Source organism: Hymenobacter cellulosilyticus, from assembly GCF_022919215.1.
GTDB classification, from domain to species: domain Bacteria; phylum Bacteroidota; class Bacteroidia; order Cytophagales; family Hymenobacteraceae; genus Hymenobacter; species Hymenobacter cellulosilyticus.
In genome coordinates, this window is record NZ_CP095046.1 from 4,500,918 (window position 1) to 4,515,944 (window position 15,027).

13 protein-coding genes and 2 pseudogenes are annotated in these 15,027 nt (G+C 60.1%); 12 read left to right on the top strand and 3 right to left on the bottom strand.

Annotation, left to right across the window (positions count from 1 at the left end):
* The first annotated feature begins 27 nt into the window (after positions 1 to 27).
* The 12 genes and pseudogenes from MUN79_RS30290 (at position 28) to MUN79_RS22195 (ending at position 12,471) form a co-directional block, all read left to right on the top strand.
* A complete protein-coding gene (locus tag MUN79_RS30290) occupies positions 28 to 606 on the top strand; it encodes a chemotaxis protein CheB (RefSeq protein WP_262922920.1) in 579 nt (192 codons plus the stop codon).
* Complete coding sequence (locus tag MUN79_RS30295) at positions 506 to 1,102, top strand: hypothetical protein (RefSeq protein ID WP_262922921.1); 597 nt, start codon at positions 506 to 508, stop codon at positions 1,100 to 1,102. The genes MUN79_RS30290 and MUN79_RS30295 overlap by 101 nt, the downstream gene beginning before the upstream one ends.
* Before the next feature lie 256 nt (positions 1,103 to 1,358).
* Positions 1,359 to 1,916: a hypothetical protein gene (locus tag MUN79_RS22150; RefSeq protein WP_244674716.1), complete on the top strand. Its 558-nt coding sequence runs from the start codon at positions 1,359 to 1,361 to the stop codon at positions 1,914 to 1,916.
* Between the two features lie 401 nt (positions 1,917 to 2,317).
* A complete protein-coding gene (locus MUN79_RS22155; RefSeq protein ID WP_244674717.1) occupies positions 2,318 to 2,527 on the top strand; it encodes a hypothetical protein in 210 nt (69 codons plus the stop codon).
* A gap of 196 nt (positions 2,528 to 2,723) precedes the next feature.
* On the top strand, positions 2,724 to 3,488 hold the full coding sequence (locus MUN79_RS22160; protein WP_244674718.1) for an OBAP family protein: 765 nt from the start codon (positions 2,724 to 2,726) through the stop codon (positions 3,486 to 3,488).
* Between the two features lie 367 nt (positions 3,489 to 3,855).
* Positions 3,856 to 5,467, top strand: a pseudogene (locus MUN79_RS22165) (MFS transporter).
* A gap of 270 nt (positions 5,468 to 5,737) precedes the next feature.
* Positions 5,738 to 6,436, top strand: a complete 699-nt coding sequence (locus tag MUN79_RS22170) for a carboxypeptidase-like regulatory domain-containing protein (protein ID WP_244674719.1) — start codon at positions 5,738 to 5,740, stop codon at positions 6,434 to 6,436.
* Positions 6,437 to 6,720: 284 nt separating this feature from the next.
* A pseudogene (locus tag MUN79_RS22175) lies at positions 6,721 to 8,510 on the top strand (ABC transporter ATP-binding protein).
* A gap of 357 nt (positions 8,511 to 8,867) precedes the next feature.
* Entirely contained in the window at positions 8,868 to 9,848 is a 981-nt protein-coding gene (locus MUN79_RS22180) for a M48 family metalloprotease (protein WP_244674720.1), read from the top strand.
* Positions 9,820 to 10,719, top strand: a complete 900-nt coding sequence (locus MUN79_RS22185; RefSeq protein ID WP_244674721.1) for a PhzF family protein — start codon at positions 9,820 to 9,822, stop codon at positions 10,717 to 10,719. Before MUN79_RS22180 ends, MUN79_RS22185 begins: the two co-directional genes overlap by 29 nt.
* Positions 10,720 to 10,840: 121 nt before the next feature.
* Complete coding sequence (gene mutM / locus MUN79_RS22190; RefSeq protein ID WP_244674722.1) at positions 10,841 to 11,671, top strand: DNA-formamidopyrimidine glycosylase; 831 nt, start codon at positions 10,841 to 10,843, stop codon at positions 11,669 to 11,671.
* A gap of 410 nt (positions 11,672 to 12,081) precedes the next feature.
* Complete coding sequence (locus MUN79_RS22195; RefSeq protein WP_244674723.1) at positions 12,082 to 12,471, top strand: hypothetical protein; 390 nt, start codon at positions 12,082 to 12,084, stop codon at positions 12,469 to 12,471.
* Between the two features lie 115 nt (positions 12,472 to 12,586).
* Here the strand turns inward: MUN79_RS22195 and MUN79_RS22200 are convergent, their stop codons facing one another.
* From MUN79_RS22200 to MUN79_RS22210, 3 genes are all read right to left on the bottom strand, one after another.
* Complete coding sequence (locus MUN79_RS22200; RefSeq protein ID WP_244674724.1) at positions 12,587 to 12,874, bottom strand: hypothetical protein; 288 nt, start codon at positions 12,872 to 12,874, stop codon at positions 12,587 to 12,589.
* Between the two features lie 4 nt (positions 12,875 to 12,878).
* The gene (locus MUN79_RS22205; protein ID WP_244674725.1) at positions 12,879 to 13,163 is read right to left on the bottom strand and encodes a hypothetical protein; all 285 of its coding nucleotides are present in this window, start codon (positions 13,161 to 13,163) and stop codon (positions 12,879 to 12,881) included.
* A gap of 440 nt (positions 13,164 to 13,603) precedes the next feature.
* The gene (locus MUN79_RS22210; protein WP_244674726.1) at positions 13,604 to 15,010 is read right to left on the bottom strand and encodes a radical SAM protein; all 1,407 of its coding nucleotides are present in this window, start codon (positions 15,008 to 15,010) and stop codon (positions 13,604 to 13,606) included.
* Positions 15,011 to 15,027: the final 17 nt, after the last annotated feature.

Genomic DNA, 15,027 nt, shown 5'->3' on the forward strand with positions numbered 1-15,027 from the left:
TGCCTTTCATCCTCTTATTTCTACTTCGTGGACCATCCTACCCACGTCATCGTTATTGGTGCCTCGGCCGGCGGTATGCCGGCACTCTGCCAGTTGGTGGCCCAGCTTCCGGCCGACTTGCCGGCGGCCGTACTCATCGTGCAGCACTTTGCCCCCGATTCTTCGGGTGAGCACCTGGTAGACCGCCTCTCCCGCCAAACCGACCTACGCTGCCTGCTGCCCCAGGGCGGCGAGTTGATTGAGCCCAACACCGTGTACCTGGCCCCGCCCGACCGGCACCTGCTGGTAAAGGACGGCTACATCCTGGTAACCAAAGGCCCGCACGAAAACCACTACCGCCCGGCCGCCGACGCCCTGTTTCGCTCAGCGGCGGCTTACTACGGCCCCAACGTTATCGGGTGGTGCTCACCGGCATGCTCCACGACGGCACGGCCGGCCTGGAGTTCGTCAAGCGCAGCGGGGCCTGACGGTGGTGCAGGACCCGCACGAGGCCGAGTTTCCGAGCATGCCCGAGAGTGCGCTCAGCAACGTAGACATCGACTATGTGGTGCCGTTGAAGGAAATGGGATTTTTGCTCACCCGCCTGACCCGCATGCCCTTAGCTAGTGTTCAGAACATTCCGGAGGACATCAAACTGGAGGCCGCTATTGCGGAAAGAGTTGTGGGAACTATTGATGAAGTAACGCGCCTGGCCCGCCCCGTGCCCATGACCTGCCCCGACTGCGGGGGCTCCCTCTTCGAGCTCAAGCACGGCAAGCTGCTGCGCTACCGCTGCCACACGGGTCACGCCTTCACGGCCGACATGCTGCTGCAGCGCACCCAGCACGGGCTGGAAGAAAGCCTGTGGGTGGCCCTGCGCATGCTAGAGGAGCGCAAAAACCTGCTCACCAACATGGCCAGCCGCAGCGAAGGCCCCTACGGCGTGCAGCAGGAGGAACGCATCGAGGAAATGAAGATGCACATCAACCGCCTGCGCGAGTTTTTGCTCAACGGGACTCCCAAGCACTCGGGCTCTTCCAACGGGACAAGCGGGCCCGACCACCCAGCCGACACCAACGGCCTGGCGACCCGCGCACCTAGCCAGTGCCGGCTCAGTCAGTAAGCGTTTACTATGAAAGCCCCGGGGCCAGCCTCGGGCTTTTTTTTGTGCCTATTGCAGAAGTGCGCCTAGTACGGAGCTGAAAATCAGTGTTTACGGCGCAGCTTTTCCGTAGAATACCCTGAGCAAAAAAAGGCTGCCCCTCGTTTACTTTGAACAATTCCCTCCCCCAGTTTACTTTTTTTCGGTAGTCTCTCTTTTCTCTACTTCGTGTTGCTACCCGCCGCCCTCGTTAGTACCCTACACACACTTTGAAGCTATGAATCACCAGTTTACTACGGCATTACCCAGCTGCCTGGGTCAGGTTTCCTTTCTGGACTTATCCCCGGTAACTCGGCGCCGTCAGCCCGAAGCCGGCCGGCGCCCGGCCTACTCCTTCGACACTCCTTCGATAGTGAATCCTTGCAGCCTGGCCACCGATACGCTGCGGTTTGTGCTGCGCCAGTCCGCCCAGGAGGCTTCCTACCTGCACCTGACCCTGTTTTGCCGGGAGCGGCAGCTGGCCCACTGGATTCTGCCGGCCTCCTCCCTGACCCAATCTCAATCGATGCCCTCGGCCTACCTGGTAGAAGCTACCGGCACGCTGCCCCTACCCGCCCAGATTATCGACGAAGGCACCTGCCTGCTGCGCAAATGCCCCGCCGACCAGGCCCGGCACCTGGAGAAAGAACTGCGCGCCGGCCACCTGCAGCTCACCTTCGCGGGCCGCAGCCTGCGCGGGGCGTTCAGTCTGGACCGCCTGCACACCGGCAGCCACACCTGGGAGCTGGGCCGCATGCGCGTGCGTCCGGCCCGCCTGGCTCAGGCCCTGGCCTAGCCTGGTCTAGGGCTTTGCCGGCCCGAGTCTGGTTACGCCAAACCCGGATAAGCTAATCCGTAGTAACCACAGCGCGAAATGCGGTAAATACCCTGTTATTTTCGTAACGTGTTGACTATTTTTACTTTCCGACAGTTACGACCTCAACTGTACCGACCGTAGGGGTTGGGTTCCTTGCTTCTGGAGCCCAGTGGGAACTGTCTTTCCGCCCTTTCACCCGCCACAACCATGAACAACTTAGCAAACTCCGCCGCCAACGATTTCACGCCCTATTTAATCCGGGTGAACTTCGACGAAATCAAGCCCATGGAGCTGGCCCGCCTGCTGATGCGCTACAACAAGCTGCGCCGCCCCGCCTGCTCATCGACTGCCAGAACCTGCGCTGCCTGCGCACCCGGGGCGTGGCCTACTTCACCTCCCAGCTGCTCACCCTGCAGGCGTCCGGGGCCCGGGTGCTGCTGCGCAACGTGGATTCGCGGCTGCTGCGCGCCCTGCGCGTGCTCCACCTCGACAAAGTATTCCAGATTGACCAGGAAGACTCCACCGCTGACCAGCGCAGCGTGGCCTGGTCGAATGAATTGCTGCCCTACGGCGCGGCGGCCCAGGCCTAGAGTTTTGACCGTTCTATTTGCCTTTTCTTACCCTTACACGACCTATTGCGCGGAGCCGGTTCAACTGCTCCCAGCAAGTTGAGCGCCCGATAGTCTGGCACCTAGCCTGATTACCGGTTACAAGCCTCCGGGAATAACTTTCCGGGGGCTTGTTCGTTTTTTTACCCTGCCCCTTCTCCACCTAACCTCTTTCCGTATGCTGCGCTTCTCCCCGCTTCGCCTACCCACCTTACTGACGGCCGCCGTGCTGATTACCGCCTGCGGCGACAACAATACCCGCTCCCCGGTAGAGGCCCCGGGCGCGGATAAGTCGGCCAAGACGCGGGTGCTGGAAGCCGGGGCCGACGTGCTCCAGGGCAAGGAGCCCCTGCAGAAGCTCAACATGTACCTCGACGGATTCCACTTCTACAACGGGGCCCTGGGCCAGCAGATGGAAGCCCATCACTTCTGCGCCAAGCTCAACGAGGACGTGACCCAGTGCGTAATTTACGACGGCAACGGGCCCGACGCCAAGATTATGGGCATCGAGTACATCGTGTCCAGAAAGCTGTTTGAGCAGCTGCCCGCCGAAGAAAAGCCCCTCTGGCACAGCCACGCCCACGAGGTAAAATCGGGCACGCTGGTAGCACCGGGCATTCCGGACGTGGCCGAGCACGAGCTGATGGAACAGCTGGTTTCAACCTACGGCAAGACCTTCCACACCTGGCACACCGACCGCGACAAAACCCTGCCCCTGGGCACGCCCCTACTCATGATGGGCTTTACCAAGGACGGCCAGATTGATACCAACATGGTGGCCCAGCGGGATAAGCGCCTGGGTATTTCCTCGAAGCAGAAGCGGCAGCAGCGGGCCGACATCGTGGCCCCGCCCGTAGCGCCCGGTGCCGACGCCTGGGAGAAAGGCGAGGTGCGCCAGCTCGGCGTCGTGCCCGACGCCCAAGCCGCCCTGCGCCACCACTAGCCGCTGAGAAACTAGTAGCACTTCTAAAGCTGCTAGTCCTCGCTGCCTCTGTCATCCTGAGCTTGCGAAGGACCTTCCTCACCTGAGTGACAAGCATAACTCAACGTAGAAAGCCCTTTACCATCAACTTGGTAAAGGGCTTTTTTCAGTATCGGGAGCTTCGGTAGAAATTTGAGGCAGGCCCTGCACTGCGTTCAGGATGACAGAGGAAAAAGTAAAGGCGGCGTTGACTTACTTCTGAAAGACTAGGGCAACTCCGGGCTGCGGTCCTGAGTATTGAGAGGGATATGCCTGCTTCCGTTTCTGCTGCCCCCGCTGCGCCTGCCAGCACCTCGCCCTTTACCCCCTGCGGATTCCGTTTTTCCGCATGCTCTGGATTGCCTCCTTCGTGTCGAACATCGGCACCTGGATGCAAAACGTGGGGCCGTGGGGTTGATGACCGAGCTTACGCCCTCGCCCATTCTGGTTTCCTTGCTGCAAACGGCTTCGGCCCTGCCGGTATTCCTGCTCAGTCTACCAGCTGGCGCCCTGGCCGACCTGGTAGACCGCCGCAAGATGCTGCTGCTCACCCAGACCTGGATGGCGGGCACGGCCCTGGTGCTGGCCACCGTTACGCTGCTGGGCTTTACTACGCCCTGGTTGCTGCTGCTGCTCACCTTCTTGCTGGGTCTGGGCGGAGCCATCAATAACCCCGTGTGGCAAACCGTGACGCCCGAACTGGTACCCCGCGCCGAGCTGCCCCAGGCCATTGCCCTCAACAGCGTGAGCTTCAACCTGGCCCGGGCCTTTGGGCCAGCCTTGGGCGGCTTGGTAATCGGCTACTTCTCGGCCGGCGCGGCTTTTCTGATCAACGGCATTTCGTTTCTGGCTACCATGTACATGGTCTGGAGCTGGAAGCGGGAGCCCCAGGCTACCTCACCTCTGGCCGGGGAGCGTATTCTGGCTGCCATTCGGGGCGGCATCCGCTACGCCCGCTACGCCCCGCCGGTGCAAAATATTCTGGTGCGCGGCGTAAGCTTCACCTTCGGGGCCAGCGCCCTGTTTGCCCTGATGCCCGCCGTGGTGGCCCGTCGCCTGCACGAACCTACCTCCTTCTACTCCTTGCTGCTTTCCTGCATGGGTTTGGGCGCCGTGCTGGGCGCTGTTATTCTGCCCCGGCTCAACAAATACCTGAGCATCAACTGGCGCGTAACGGCCGCTACCGTAGCCTTTGCGGCGGGCTTGCTGGGCCTGGCATTTGCCAACAACCACTGGCTGCTTTACGGCTTGCTGACCCTGGTGGGCCTGGCCTGGATGCTGGTGCTCAACTCCTTTAGCGTGGGCGTGCAAACCGTGGTGCCGCGCTGGGTGCAGGCCCGCACCATCAGCCTGTACCTGCTCACCATTCAGGGCGGCATGGCCTTGGGCAGCATCGTGTGGGGCGGCGTAGCCGAGCGGGTTGATATTTCCTGGGCCTTGGCCGGGGCAGCCGCCTGGCTGCTGCTCAGCACCTTGCTGGTGCTGCGCTTTGCCCTGCGCAGCGGCGAAGCCCCGGACTTCACCCCGGCCCGGCCCCGCCTGGAGCCCGTGCTGGCCGAAGAGCCCGTACCGACCCAGGGGCCGGTCATTGTTACTACTACCTACCACGTAGCCCCGAGCACCGCCAGGCTTTCGTGTTTATTATGGATCAGCTGGCCGACATCCGCCGCCGCGAGGGTGCCATCCGCGTCGGCACCTACGCCGACTTGGCTGACCCTACCCGCTTGGTGGAATACTTCATGGTCGAAACCTGGGAAGAGCACGAGCAGCAGCACGAGCGGGGCGTGAGCCGGGAAGAAGCCGAGCTCAAAATCCGGGCCCGGCAGTTTCACATTGGCCCAAAGGCCCCCGTCATTGCCCACCTGCTGGCCCAGCACGCCCTGCCCCTGCCGCCCGAGCCGCCCATGGTACCCGGCAGCACCCGCCTGGTAGCCAGCACCGCCGGCGAAGCCACAAGTTAAGCTGCTTGATCAAAGTGAGTGTCATTGCGAGGCGTAAGCCGAAGCAATCCGTCCTCTGCAAAGCACCACCCGCCCCTTACCCAGAAAGCCCTTTCTTCCAACTGGAGTAAGGGACTTTTACCTTCGGAATACCCAGCACATTTTAGAGGACGGATTGACGCCGCTTGATTTGCGGAATGTCCTGCGTCCTCCCAAGGACACACGAAAGCGGCGTCTTTTGGCATAGCACGCTTCTTTCCCTGCATTATTCCAAAAGCAATATCTTGCCGTATGGCTACTTCCCAGATTTCCATTCCCCAGCCCTGTGCTCAACCCTGGGCCAGTATGTCGCCCACCGAGGCGGGCCGGCACTGCGCCGTCTGTGCCACCGAAGTAGTCGACTTCACCCGCCTGAGCGAGGCCGAGATTCTGGCGTTTCTGGCGCGGCAGGGCGGGCGGCCGGTGTGCGCCAATGCCTACGCTACTCAGTTGGCCCCTCCTCCGGTGAGTTGGTGGCGGCGCTGGGCGCTGGCGGGTCTGGCTTTGCTGGGCTGGCAGTCCGTTTCCTCATGCGCCACCCAGCCACCCCAGCAGCCGCCTACTACGGCCGCCGCGCCTGCTCCTACTACTGCCGGGCAGCAACAGCAGCCGGTGGTGATTCGCGGGCAGGTGCTCGACGGGCCCCAGGGACCGGGCGTGGCTGGGGCTTTCCTGTTCATCAACGATACTCAATACGGAACCGTAACCGACGAAAACGGCCGCTTCGAACTGGTGCTGGCTTCGGGCTGGGAGCCCGTGCGGGCAGGCCAGCTCACGCTCCGGGTCCAGGGCAGCCCGTTCACCTTCAAGCCCAAGGAACTGCCGGTGAAAGTAGCTGGCTCTGGTTCACCCATCGAGCTGCTGATTCAGATGGAATCCATCGAAGGCCGGGGACAGGTGATGGGCAAAATCCACCTGCCCGTGCCGCCCGTGGCCCCGCCCAAGGGGTAAGCAGATGCCCTTTTGAGCTGAATAAAACCCGGTTGGCCGGCTGCGTACTGCTGGCCAACCGGGTTTTGCTGTATCCTGCGCTACCGATGTGCATCCTTGTGTACGAGGTCCTTGCCCACAGCCAACTAACCGGGCCTCAGGCTTGGCCGGGCCTTACCAACGGGCGGATAGTATCTTACAGCCTCCGCTTCAGGCTGGCTGTTGACCGAGGCCGGAGCGAAGTCGTCAAAACTTCTTGCCGGGCTTGCGGCTTTCTACCCGAGCTTTTCCCTCTCTCGCCACACATGAAACTTCTTTATAGCTACCTGCGCAACTACTGGGGCTTGCTGGGGCTGGCCCTGCTGCTTGCGGCCATCAACCAGATATTCTCCCTGCTCGACCCCTACATCCTGCGGCAGATTATCGACCGGTACGTCACGCCCTCCCTGCAGAGCACTGCGCCGCCCCACTTCTGGCAATTCCTACTGGGGGGCGCCGGACTCCTGATTCTCAAAGCTTTGGGCGTAGCCATGGTGTCGCGCATCGCCAAAAACTTCCAGGATTACTATACCAACGTCATTACCCAGCGCTTGGGGGCCGAGCTCTATTCCGACGGACTGCGCCACTCCCTGGAGTTGCCCTACCAGGTGTTTGAGGACCAGCGCTCGGGCGAAACCCTGGGCAAGCTCCAAAAGGTGCGCACCGACGTGGAAAAGCTCATTCAAAGCTTTGTCAACGTGCTGTTCATTTCCCTGGTCGCCATCCTGTTCGTATCCTGGTACGCCATCAGCGTGTACTGGCCCATTGCGGTGGTCTATTTCCTGACTATTCCTTTTCTGGGCTCCCTGAGCTTGTTTTTGAGCAAGCGCATCAAGGTTATCCAGAAAACCATTGTGGCCGAAACCACGGCCCTGGCCGGTTCCACTACCGAAAGTCTGCGCAACATTGAGCTGATTAAAAGCCTGGGGCTGGCCCAGCAGGAAACCCAGCGCCTGAGCGCCACTACCGACAAAATCCTCAAGCTGGAGCTCAAAAAGGTGCGCTACCTGCGCTCTTTGTCGTTTGTGCAAGGCACCTTCGTGAACCTGATGCGCAACGTGATTCTGCTCATGCTGGTGTTTCTGGTGGTGCAGAAGCTGATTTCGCCCGGCGAGTTCTTCTCCTTCTTTATTTACTCGTTTGCCATCTTCGGGCCGCTGCAGGAAATGGGCAGCATTATCAACGTGTACCGCGAAACGGAGGCTTCTTTGGCCAATTTCCAGCTGATTCTCGACACGCCCAAGGAAGTGAAGCCTACCCACCCCCAGGTTATCAACCAGATTCAGACCCTGTCTTTCGACGACGTCCGCTTCAAGCACCTATCGGCCTCCAATTCAGCCCTGGACGGTATTTCCTTCGACACCCGCCTGGGCGAAACCATTGCCTTCGTGGGTCCTTCCGGCTCGGGCAAAACCACGCTGGTTAAGCTCCTAGTAGGCCTTTACCCGCCCCTTGCGGGCCAGATTCGCTACAACGACATTCCCGGCACCGAGCTGGACCTCGACCAGCTCCGGGAGCAAATCGGCTTTGTCACCCAGGACACTCAGCTGTTTGCCGGCACTATCCGCGAAAACCTGCTCTTCGTGGCGCCTAATGCCACCGACGAGGAATGCCTGCACGCCCTGCACCAGGCCGCCGCCGACGGGCTGTTGGCCCGCGCCCCGCTGGGTCTGGACACCGTTATTGGGGAAGGCGGCGTGAAAGTATCGGGGGCGAAAAGCAGCGCCTTAGCATCGCCCGGGCCTTACTGCGCCACCCCACCCTGCTGGTTTTCGACGAGGCCACCTCCTCGCTCGACTCTCTGACGGAGGAAGAAATCAGCACTACGGTGCGGGAGTTGTCGGGCTCCCGGCAGCACATCACCATTCTGATTGCCCACCGGTTGAGCACCATCCTGCACGCTGATAAAATCTTCGTGCTGGAACGCGGCCATATTGCCGAGCAGGGCCGCCACGACGAGCTACTGGCCCTTAAAGGCCTGTACTACGCCATGTGGCGTCAGCAAATTGGGGAGCGGCCCGCGCCGGCGGCCGCCAAGCAGCTGGAAAAGGTCTAAGGCTCAGTTCAGTGCTCAAACCCGTCAAACCGTCATGCTGACTAAGGCCAGCATGACGGTTTTTTTGTCCGGCATCGGCAAGCAACCCTTAGCGCCACCCGCAGCTCTTTCTACCTGAGCAGGGCTGGGCAGCATTGTCTTTTCTGAAGCCGAAGCCTGGGCTCACGGTAGTTTTTTGCGTAGTACAGCACGAAAATGGCCGGGTTTTCGTTTTCCTAATAGCCGCTTACTTACCCAGCAGGACCCTTTTTTCGGCAGGGTTCTTGAATTAGTAGTCGTATCAGCCAAAAGGATTTTTCCATGACCCACTACCGCATTTTTCGCCGCTTCGCAGGTTTGATGCTTGCCGGGTGGTTTTTGATACTAAACTCCGCCGTAGCCCAAAACTCCACCCGTGACGTGCTGCGCGAAATCACCGACGTGGTGGGCCTCAAGCCGCGCTTTGAGCTGCAGGCTACCTCCCAGGTGCAAAACGCGGCCGCCGTGGTTTACAACGGCAAACGGTTCTTGCTTTATAACCCGCAGTTTGTGGCTTCTGTGAACCGGGCAGGCCGCACCGACTGGGCCGGTATCAGCATTCTGGCTCACGAAATGGGGCACCACCTCAACGGTCATACCCTGCGCCCCGGCGGCTCCCAGCCCGCTGATGAGCTGGAGGCCGACGAGTTTTCGGGCTTTGTGCTCCGCAAGATGGGCGCCAGCCTGGCCGAAGCCCAAGCGGGTATGGCCGTAGTTTCCGATGAGGAAGCTTCGCCCACCCACCCCGGCCGCTCCACCCGTCTTTCCGCCATTAGCAAAGGCTGGCAGCAGGCCAACACCCAGATTGCTGCCAGCCGCCGCGCTACGGCACCCTCCGCCGCGCCAGTAGCCATTGCCAGTACGCCCACCCCGGTTCGGACCGTTGCCAACTCGGCCGTGCCAATGAACGTGGTCGGACAAATCGTGTTCCGCGACAATCCTCAGCAGCGCTATTACCTGACCAGCAAGCTGAACGTGGTGCGGATGCAGAATAAATCGACCGGCCAGGTCGTCGGCCGCGTGACTCGCTCCACCAGCTCCGACTTCCCCTTTATTCTGGTTGATGGCCAGGACCGCCGCCTCTACATCAGTGCCAACGGGGGGTGTTCAACAACCAGGGCCAGCAGGTCGGCCTGCTTTCCGACCCGTCATAATTTCTGCTCTGAACGAGTACAAAAGCCAGCTTCTCCCGGAGCTGGCCTTTTTCTTTTTCACCCGATTTGCCACCGGCCGCTAGCCCATATTCTGCCTCGTGCTAGCTTTGCCGGCTCCACTGCTTTGTCCGCTACCAATGCCTACCTATCCTTTTTTGCTGGTTGATGCCTTCACCACCTCCGCCCTGGGCGGCAACCCCTGTGCCGTAGTACTCGATGCCGACGACCTTTCGGCCGAAACCATGCAGCGCCTGGCCCGGGAGTTTAACCAGTCGGAAACGGCCTTTGTGCGTCGCTCAACAGTAGCAGAGTTTGGGGTGCGCTACTTCACCCCGGCCGAGGAAATTCCGCTGGCCGGCCATCCTACCATTGCCACCGTTACGGCCCTGGTGCATACCGGCCGCCTGCCGCTCACCCAGCCACGCACCACCCTGCAGCTGGAGCTGCTACACGGGCCCATCGATATTGCCGTGCTGACTTCCGCTGCCCAGCAGGAGCCCGCCCAGGTCCTGATGACCCAGCGCAAGCCCGTATTCGGGCAGCTGCACGACCCGGCCGTGGTCCTGCCGCTGTTTGACCTGACCCCGGATGATTTGTATCCCGGCTCAGAGGTACAAACCGTCAGCACGGGCACGCCCCAGCTTATGCTGCTGCTGCGCGACCAGGACGCGCTGCGCCGCGCCCATATTTCCGACGCGGCGGCTTTTGCCCGCTACCGCCAAAGCAGCGACTTTTTCAGCCCCCACCTGTTTTGCCTGGGCGGGGCCACTGATGCGGGCCACACCTTTGCCCGCCACTTCGGCACCCCACCCGATATTGCCGAAGACCCGGTGACGGGCTCGGCCACCGGCGGCATGGCCGCATTTCTGTGGCACTACGGCTACCTCGCAAACCCGGAGTTTGTGGCCGAGCAGGGTCACTGGATGGGCCGGGCTGGTACGGTGCTGGTTACCGTAGCCGGGCCGCGGGAGAATATCGAGTCGGTGACCATCGGCGGGCAGGGCGTGGTAGTGGTAGCAGGACAGCTGGAACTGTAGCCGCGCCCGAAATAGCTGGGCCGTAGTGCAACTCCGGGCAGCCCGCGGGTGTTATCCAAAGCCTCCGTTTGCCTGCGGGCCAGCGGAGGCTTTCCGTTTTCTTCGCCCTTACTTTCTGCCCGTGCCCGAGCTACCCGAAGTTGAAACCTACCGCCGCTTCCTCGACGAAGTCGTATTGCACCAACCCATTACGGCTTTCGAAGTGCGCGACGCCCACGTGCTGGGCACTGATGAGGAAACCCTGCGCCAGCGCCTGGTGGGCCAGCACGTAACGGGCACGCGCCGCATCGGCAAAAACTGCTTTCTGGAGCTTAGCGACGGGTCGGCCCTGGCCCTGCACTTTGGTATGACCGGCGACGTGAATGCCTACCGGCACGACCACGACGCCCCGCGCTTTACCCGCGTGGCCCTGCACCTGGCCGACGGGATGAGGGTAGCCTTTATCGACCCACGCAAGTTTGGCCGCATCCGCCACGCCGAAAGCGTGGACCATTACCAGAAGGACAAGAGGCTGGGTCCTGATGCCCTGGAAGTAACAGCAACGCATTTGCAGCAGAGGATAGGCACGAAAAAGATGATGATCAAGCCCCTGCTGCTTGATCAGGGCATCACGGCGGGATTAGGCAACTGGATTGTGGACGAGGTGCTGTTTCAGGCAAGGATTCACCCCGAGCGTCGGGGAAATACGCTTACTACCAAGGAGTTTACGGCCTTACACAGTGCCATTCAGCTGGTGTTGAGCACGGCCATTGGGCACGAGGCAACTTACCGGCACTTCCCGGCTTCCTTCCTGATTCATGCCCGGGAGTGGGACGACTCCGCAACGCCCGGAACTGAGCAGCACCGCTTCTGTCCGCGTCACCCCAAGACCGAGATAGAAAAAAGCTACGTTGGCGGCCGGGCTACCTACATTTGTCCGCGTTGCCAACCCGCGCCAATCGAGGCAGAATAATACTATTCACCTACTTAAAAAGCCCTTCTATTAACCAATAGAAGGGCTTTTTAAGTGTCCATACCTACTGTAGCACAAAATTTTATGTTTGATTTGTCGAGTTGAACTATCGCAGCAAAATGTTTGAATAATTGTCTTTTTCCGCGAAAGTCTGAACGAAGCGTTTTACCTTTGGGTTAGGTCAGCATCTTCGAGGCAAGTGTGACGAAGAGTTTGTGTAGTTGGAAGAAGAAAATCATTGCCTATGCCCCACGGCTACAACGCGTTATTGCGTGATGTTTCATTCACCTTATTGTCGTTTTCATGAAGAAACTGCCCATTTTCCTGAGCCTGGCCGCTGCTACCTTATCGTTGGCAGCCTGTGAAAAAGAATTGGAAGAAGTAAGTGCCCCGGTCAGGAAGCAGCAGCTGTGAAATCCGAATCGGCCACCGACCTGCTCTCGGCCGGCGGCTGGCGCCTGACGGACCTCACCTCCCGCACCGTTACTGCCGGTTCGGCCGAGGTGCCCACCGTAAGCCTGGTGGGCCGCCTGAAGCCCTGGCTGCTGGATAACACCATCGAATACAAGGCCGGCGGTGCCTACAACGTCAGTGAAGGCGCCCTGAAAGCCACCACGGACGCGCCTGCCCTGACCACCGGCGCCTGGCAGCTCAACGCCAAGGGTGACTCCCTGACCGTGCGGCAGGACAAGAACGTGCGCCGCTACTCCATTGCCGAACTGACCGCCTCTACCCTACGGCTCAATTATTCGGAAGGCACCAGCCCGGTGACGACCTACACCACGGTGTACTCCCACTAATTCCGGCGTTTACTACCGTTCAGTAACAACAAAAAAGGCCTTACCGTGATTGGTAAGGCCTTTTTTGTTGATCAGTCCTGCTAAAGGCAACATCTCTGGCTCCCGTTGACGAGTCCTACCCGAGCGTAGCCATCATGGTGGTGCAGGCCCCAAAACCGATAAGCAGCACCAGTAGGGCGCTCAGAAAATAAGGCGCGGCACTCCGGCCCGGCGAGGGAAAGAAAAATTGTACCAGACCTATTCCCAGATTAATTACGACCTGGAGCAGGTAGAAATAACTAAACACCAGCATAATACCTCCGTCAGTAGCTTTGGCAAAAGCGCCCAGCACCACGGCGCCGGCCACTATGCCCAGCAGGTTGTTGCGCAAAACGTGCTGGTTGGGCTTAGAATTCTCGGCCATAGCGTTAGTGCATGTTGCCCAGCTTGAGGTGGGTGGCGCAGTCGCCAAAGCCGATGAGGAAGATCAGCAGGGCCGCCATCAAAAAGCCCAGGCTATTTTTCTTATTGCCGTTGAGCAGCGCCGCCCGAAACAGCAGGCCGTTGACAAACGACAGCCCAAGCAAGAACAGGAAGATACTCTCGCTGCTGTCGAGCAACTGCCGAACTACGTGGAGCACCAACAAGATGCCCAGGTTGACGAGCAGAATCAGGCCAATACGGCTTTTCTTGGGAGTGGGCGGCGTCTGCATGGCTATAGCACGGAAATTTTGCGCAGTTCGGCCGCAGCTACTACGCTTAGCGGCTTATTGTAAACTATACTGTCGAAAGCAGGCCTTTCCATACGCACGGGTAGGTTTGAAGAGTCGTTGGGGGGCACCGTATTTTCTTCTACTTCTATCGTTTCCTGGTGTTTCGCCTCTTTCGCACACATACCAGTGCCAATGAGCAGTAAGAGCAGAAACGACAAGATAAAGCCCCCGGCAAAGCCTGTAGCGCGCCGCCGCTCCACGAACAGAAATACAAACCCGACTACCGCGTTAAATACCGCTAGCAGTACACAGGCCAGGCCGAGACCAGACACATGTGGCCACACAGGTCTTGCCAGCAGCAATAGAATCACCAGGTTAATGCCTAGCGGCCAGGCGTAGAGGTGCCGCCTTGTATTCGACGGGGTAGCAGGCATAAGTCATCAAATAATATCTATCCGCTCGGCCCGCAGTTCCTCTAACCGGGCCAGCTTTTCCGGGTCGCGGTAGAAGATGTTCATTGTCTCGAAGGGAATAATCTTCAAATCCTTGCTCACGATGTGGACGCAGGACTTTTTCACGGCCCGCACGTCGAAGTTCCAGGCGTCCATAAACTGCAGGATAATGACCCGGAACAGGTTTTCGTAGCTCAGATTGGGCGCCGACACCTGGGGCAGGCAGCAAAGCAGCTGGTTGAGGTCGGGCACCACGGTATCGACAGTGTTGGCCGTGCTGAAAAGGCGGAGCATGTGCTGGCGCAGGCGGGGGTCCCGCTCGTACACGATGGTGTTGCTGCTGTTGGTGAGCAGCTCGGCGGGGTCGATGTAGCGGGTCAGCGGGTAGACCTCGCCTTCCAGCTTGAGGGCGTAGGCCATGGCCAGGGCGTCGGGGTTGCAGGGCACGGGCAGCAAGTCGGCGGCCGTAAATACCGGGCTTTGGGCAATGATGCCCTGACGCACCTCGGTCAGGGAAAACGAGTCGGTTTCGGGGTTGAAGTTGTCAAGGCGGCCAGCGGCCTGGGTGGGCTGAAACGTGACGCCGCGCACGCAGCGTTGCTTCAGGGCAAAGTCAATGATGCTGCCCATTTCGTCGTCGTTGAGGCCCTTTTGCAGGGTCACGACGAGCGTGGTGCTCAGGTTGTACTTGTTCAGGTGCTCCAGGGCCTTGAGGCGGACTTCGCGCAGGTCGCGGCCCCGCATGGTGAGCAGCACGTTTTCGCGAAAGGAGTCGAACTGCAGATACACCTCGAAAGCCCCGGCGTAGGTAGCCAGCCGGGCCACAAATTCTTCGTCCTTGGCCAGGCGCACGCCGTTGGTGTTCACCATCAGGTGCTTGATGGGCTTGCGCTTGCACATATCCAGAATTTCCCAGAACTGCGGGTGCAGCGTGGGCTCCCCGCCGGATATCTGGACCACGTCGGGCTCCCCTTCGTTGAGCACCAGTACGTCTATCATGGCCTCGACTTCCTCCAGGGTGCGGTGCCGGCCGTGGTGGGGGCTGCTTTCGGCGTAGCAGGTGGGGCAGGTCAGGTTGCAGCGGTCGGTTATTTCAATGACCGTCAGGCAGCTGTGTTGCTCGTGGTCGGTGCAGAGGCCGCAGTCGTAGGGGCAGCCGTAGTGGGTGGCGGTGTTAAAGCGGCGCGGCGTTTCGCTGGGCTTCACGTAGTTGCGGATGCTCTTATAATACTTTACATCGGTGGCGATGCGCACCTTTTGCCGGCCGTGGGTGGGGCAGCGCTTGAGCATGAATACCTGCCCGTCTTCGAAGACGATTTTGGCCTCGATGCGGCGTAGGCAGTGCGGACACAGGCTAAGGGTAAAGTCGTAATAGGTATAAGGACGTTCGGGCATAGGGAATGTAAGGTAAA

Coding starts and splice junctions, on each gene's coding strand:
- MUN79_RS30295 (WP_262922921.1), top strand. CDS start 506: ATGCCCGAGAGTGCGCTCAGCAACGTAGACATCGACTATGTGGTGCCG.
- MUN79_RS22150 (WP_244674716.1), top strand. CDS start 1,359: ATGAATCACCAGTTTACTACGGCATTACCCAGCTGCCTGGGTCAGGTT.
- MUN79_RS22160 (WP_244674718.1), top strand. CDS start 2,724: ATGCTGCGCTTCTCCCCGCTTCGCCTACCCACCTTACTGACGGCCGCC.
- MUN79_RS22170 (WP_244674719.1), top strand. CDS start 5,738: ATGGCTACTTCCCAGATTTCCATTCCCCAGCCCTGTGCTCAACCCTGG.
- MUN79_RS22185 (WP_244674721.1), top strand. CDS start 9,820: ATGCCTACCTATCCTTTTTTGCTGGTTGATGCCTTCACCACCTCCGCC.
- MUN79_RS22200 (WP_244674724.1), bottom strand. CDS start 12,874: ATGGCCGAGAATTCTAAGCCCAACCAGCACGTTTTGCGCAACAACCTG.
- MUN79_RS22205 (WP_244674725.1), bottom strand. CDS start 13,163: ATGCAGACGCCGCCCACTCCCAAGAAAAGCCGTATTGGCCTGATTCTG.
- MUN79_RS22210 (WP_244674726.1), bottom strand. CDS start 15,010: ATGCCCGAACGTCCTTATACCTATTACGACTTTACCCTTAGCCTGTGT.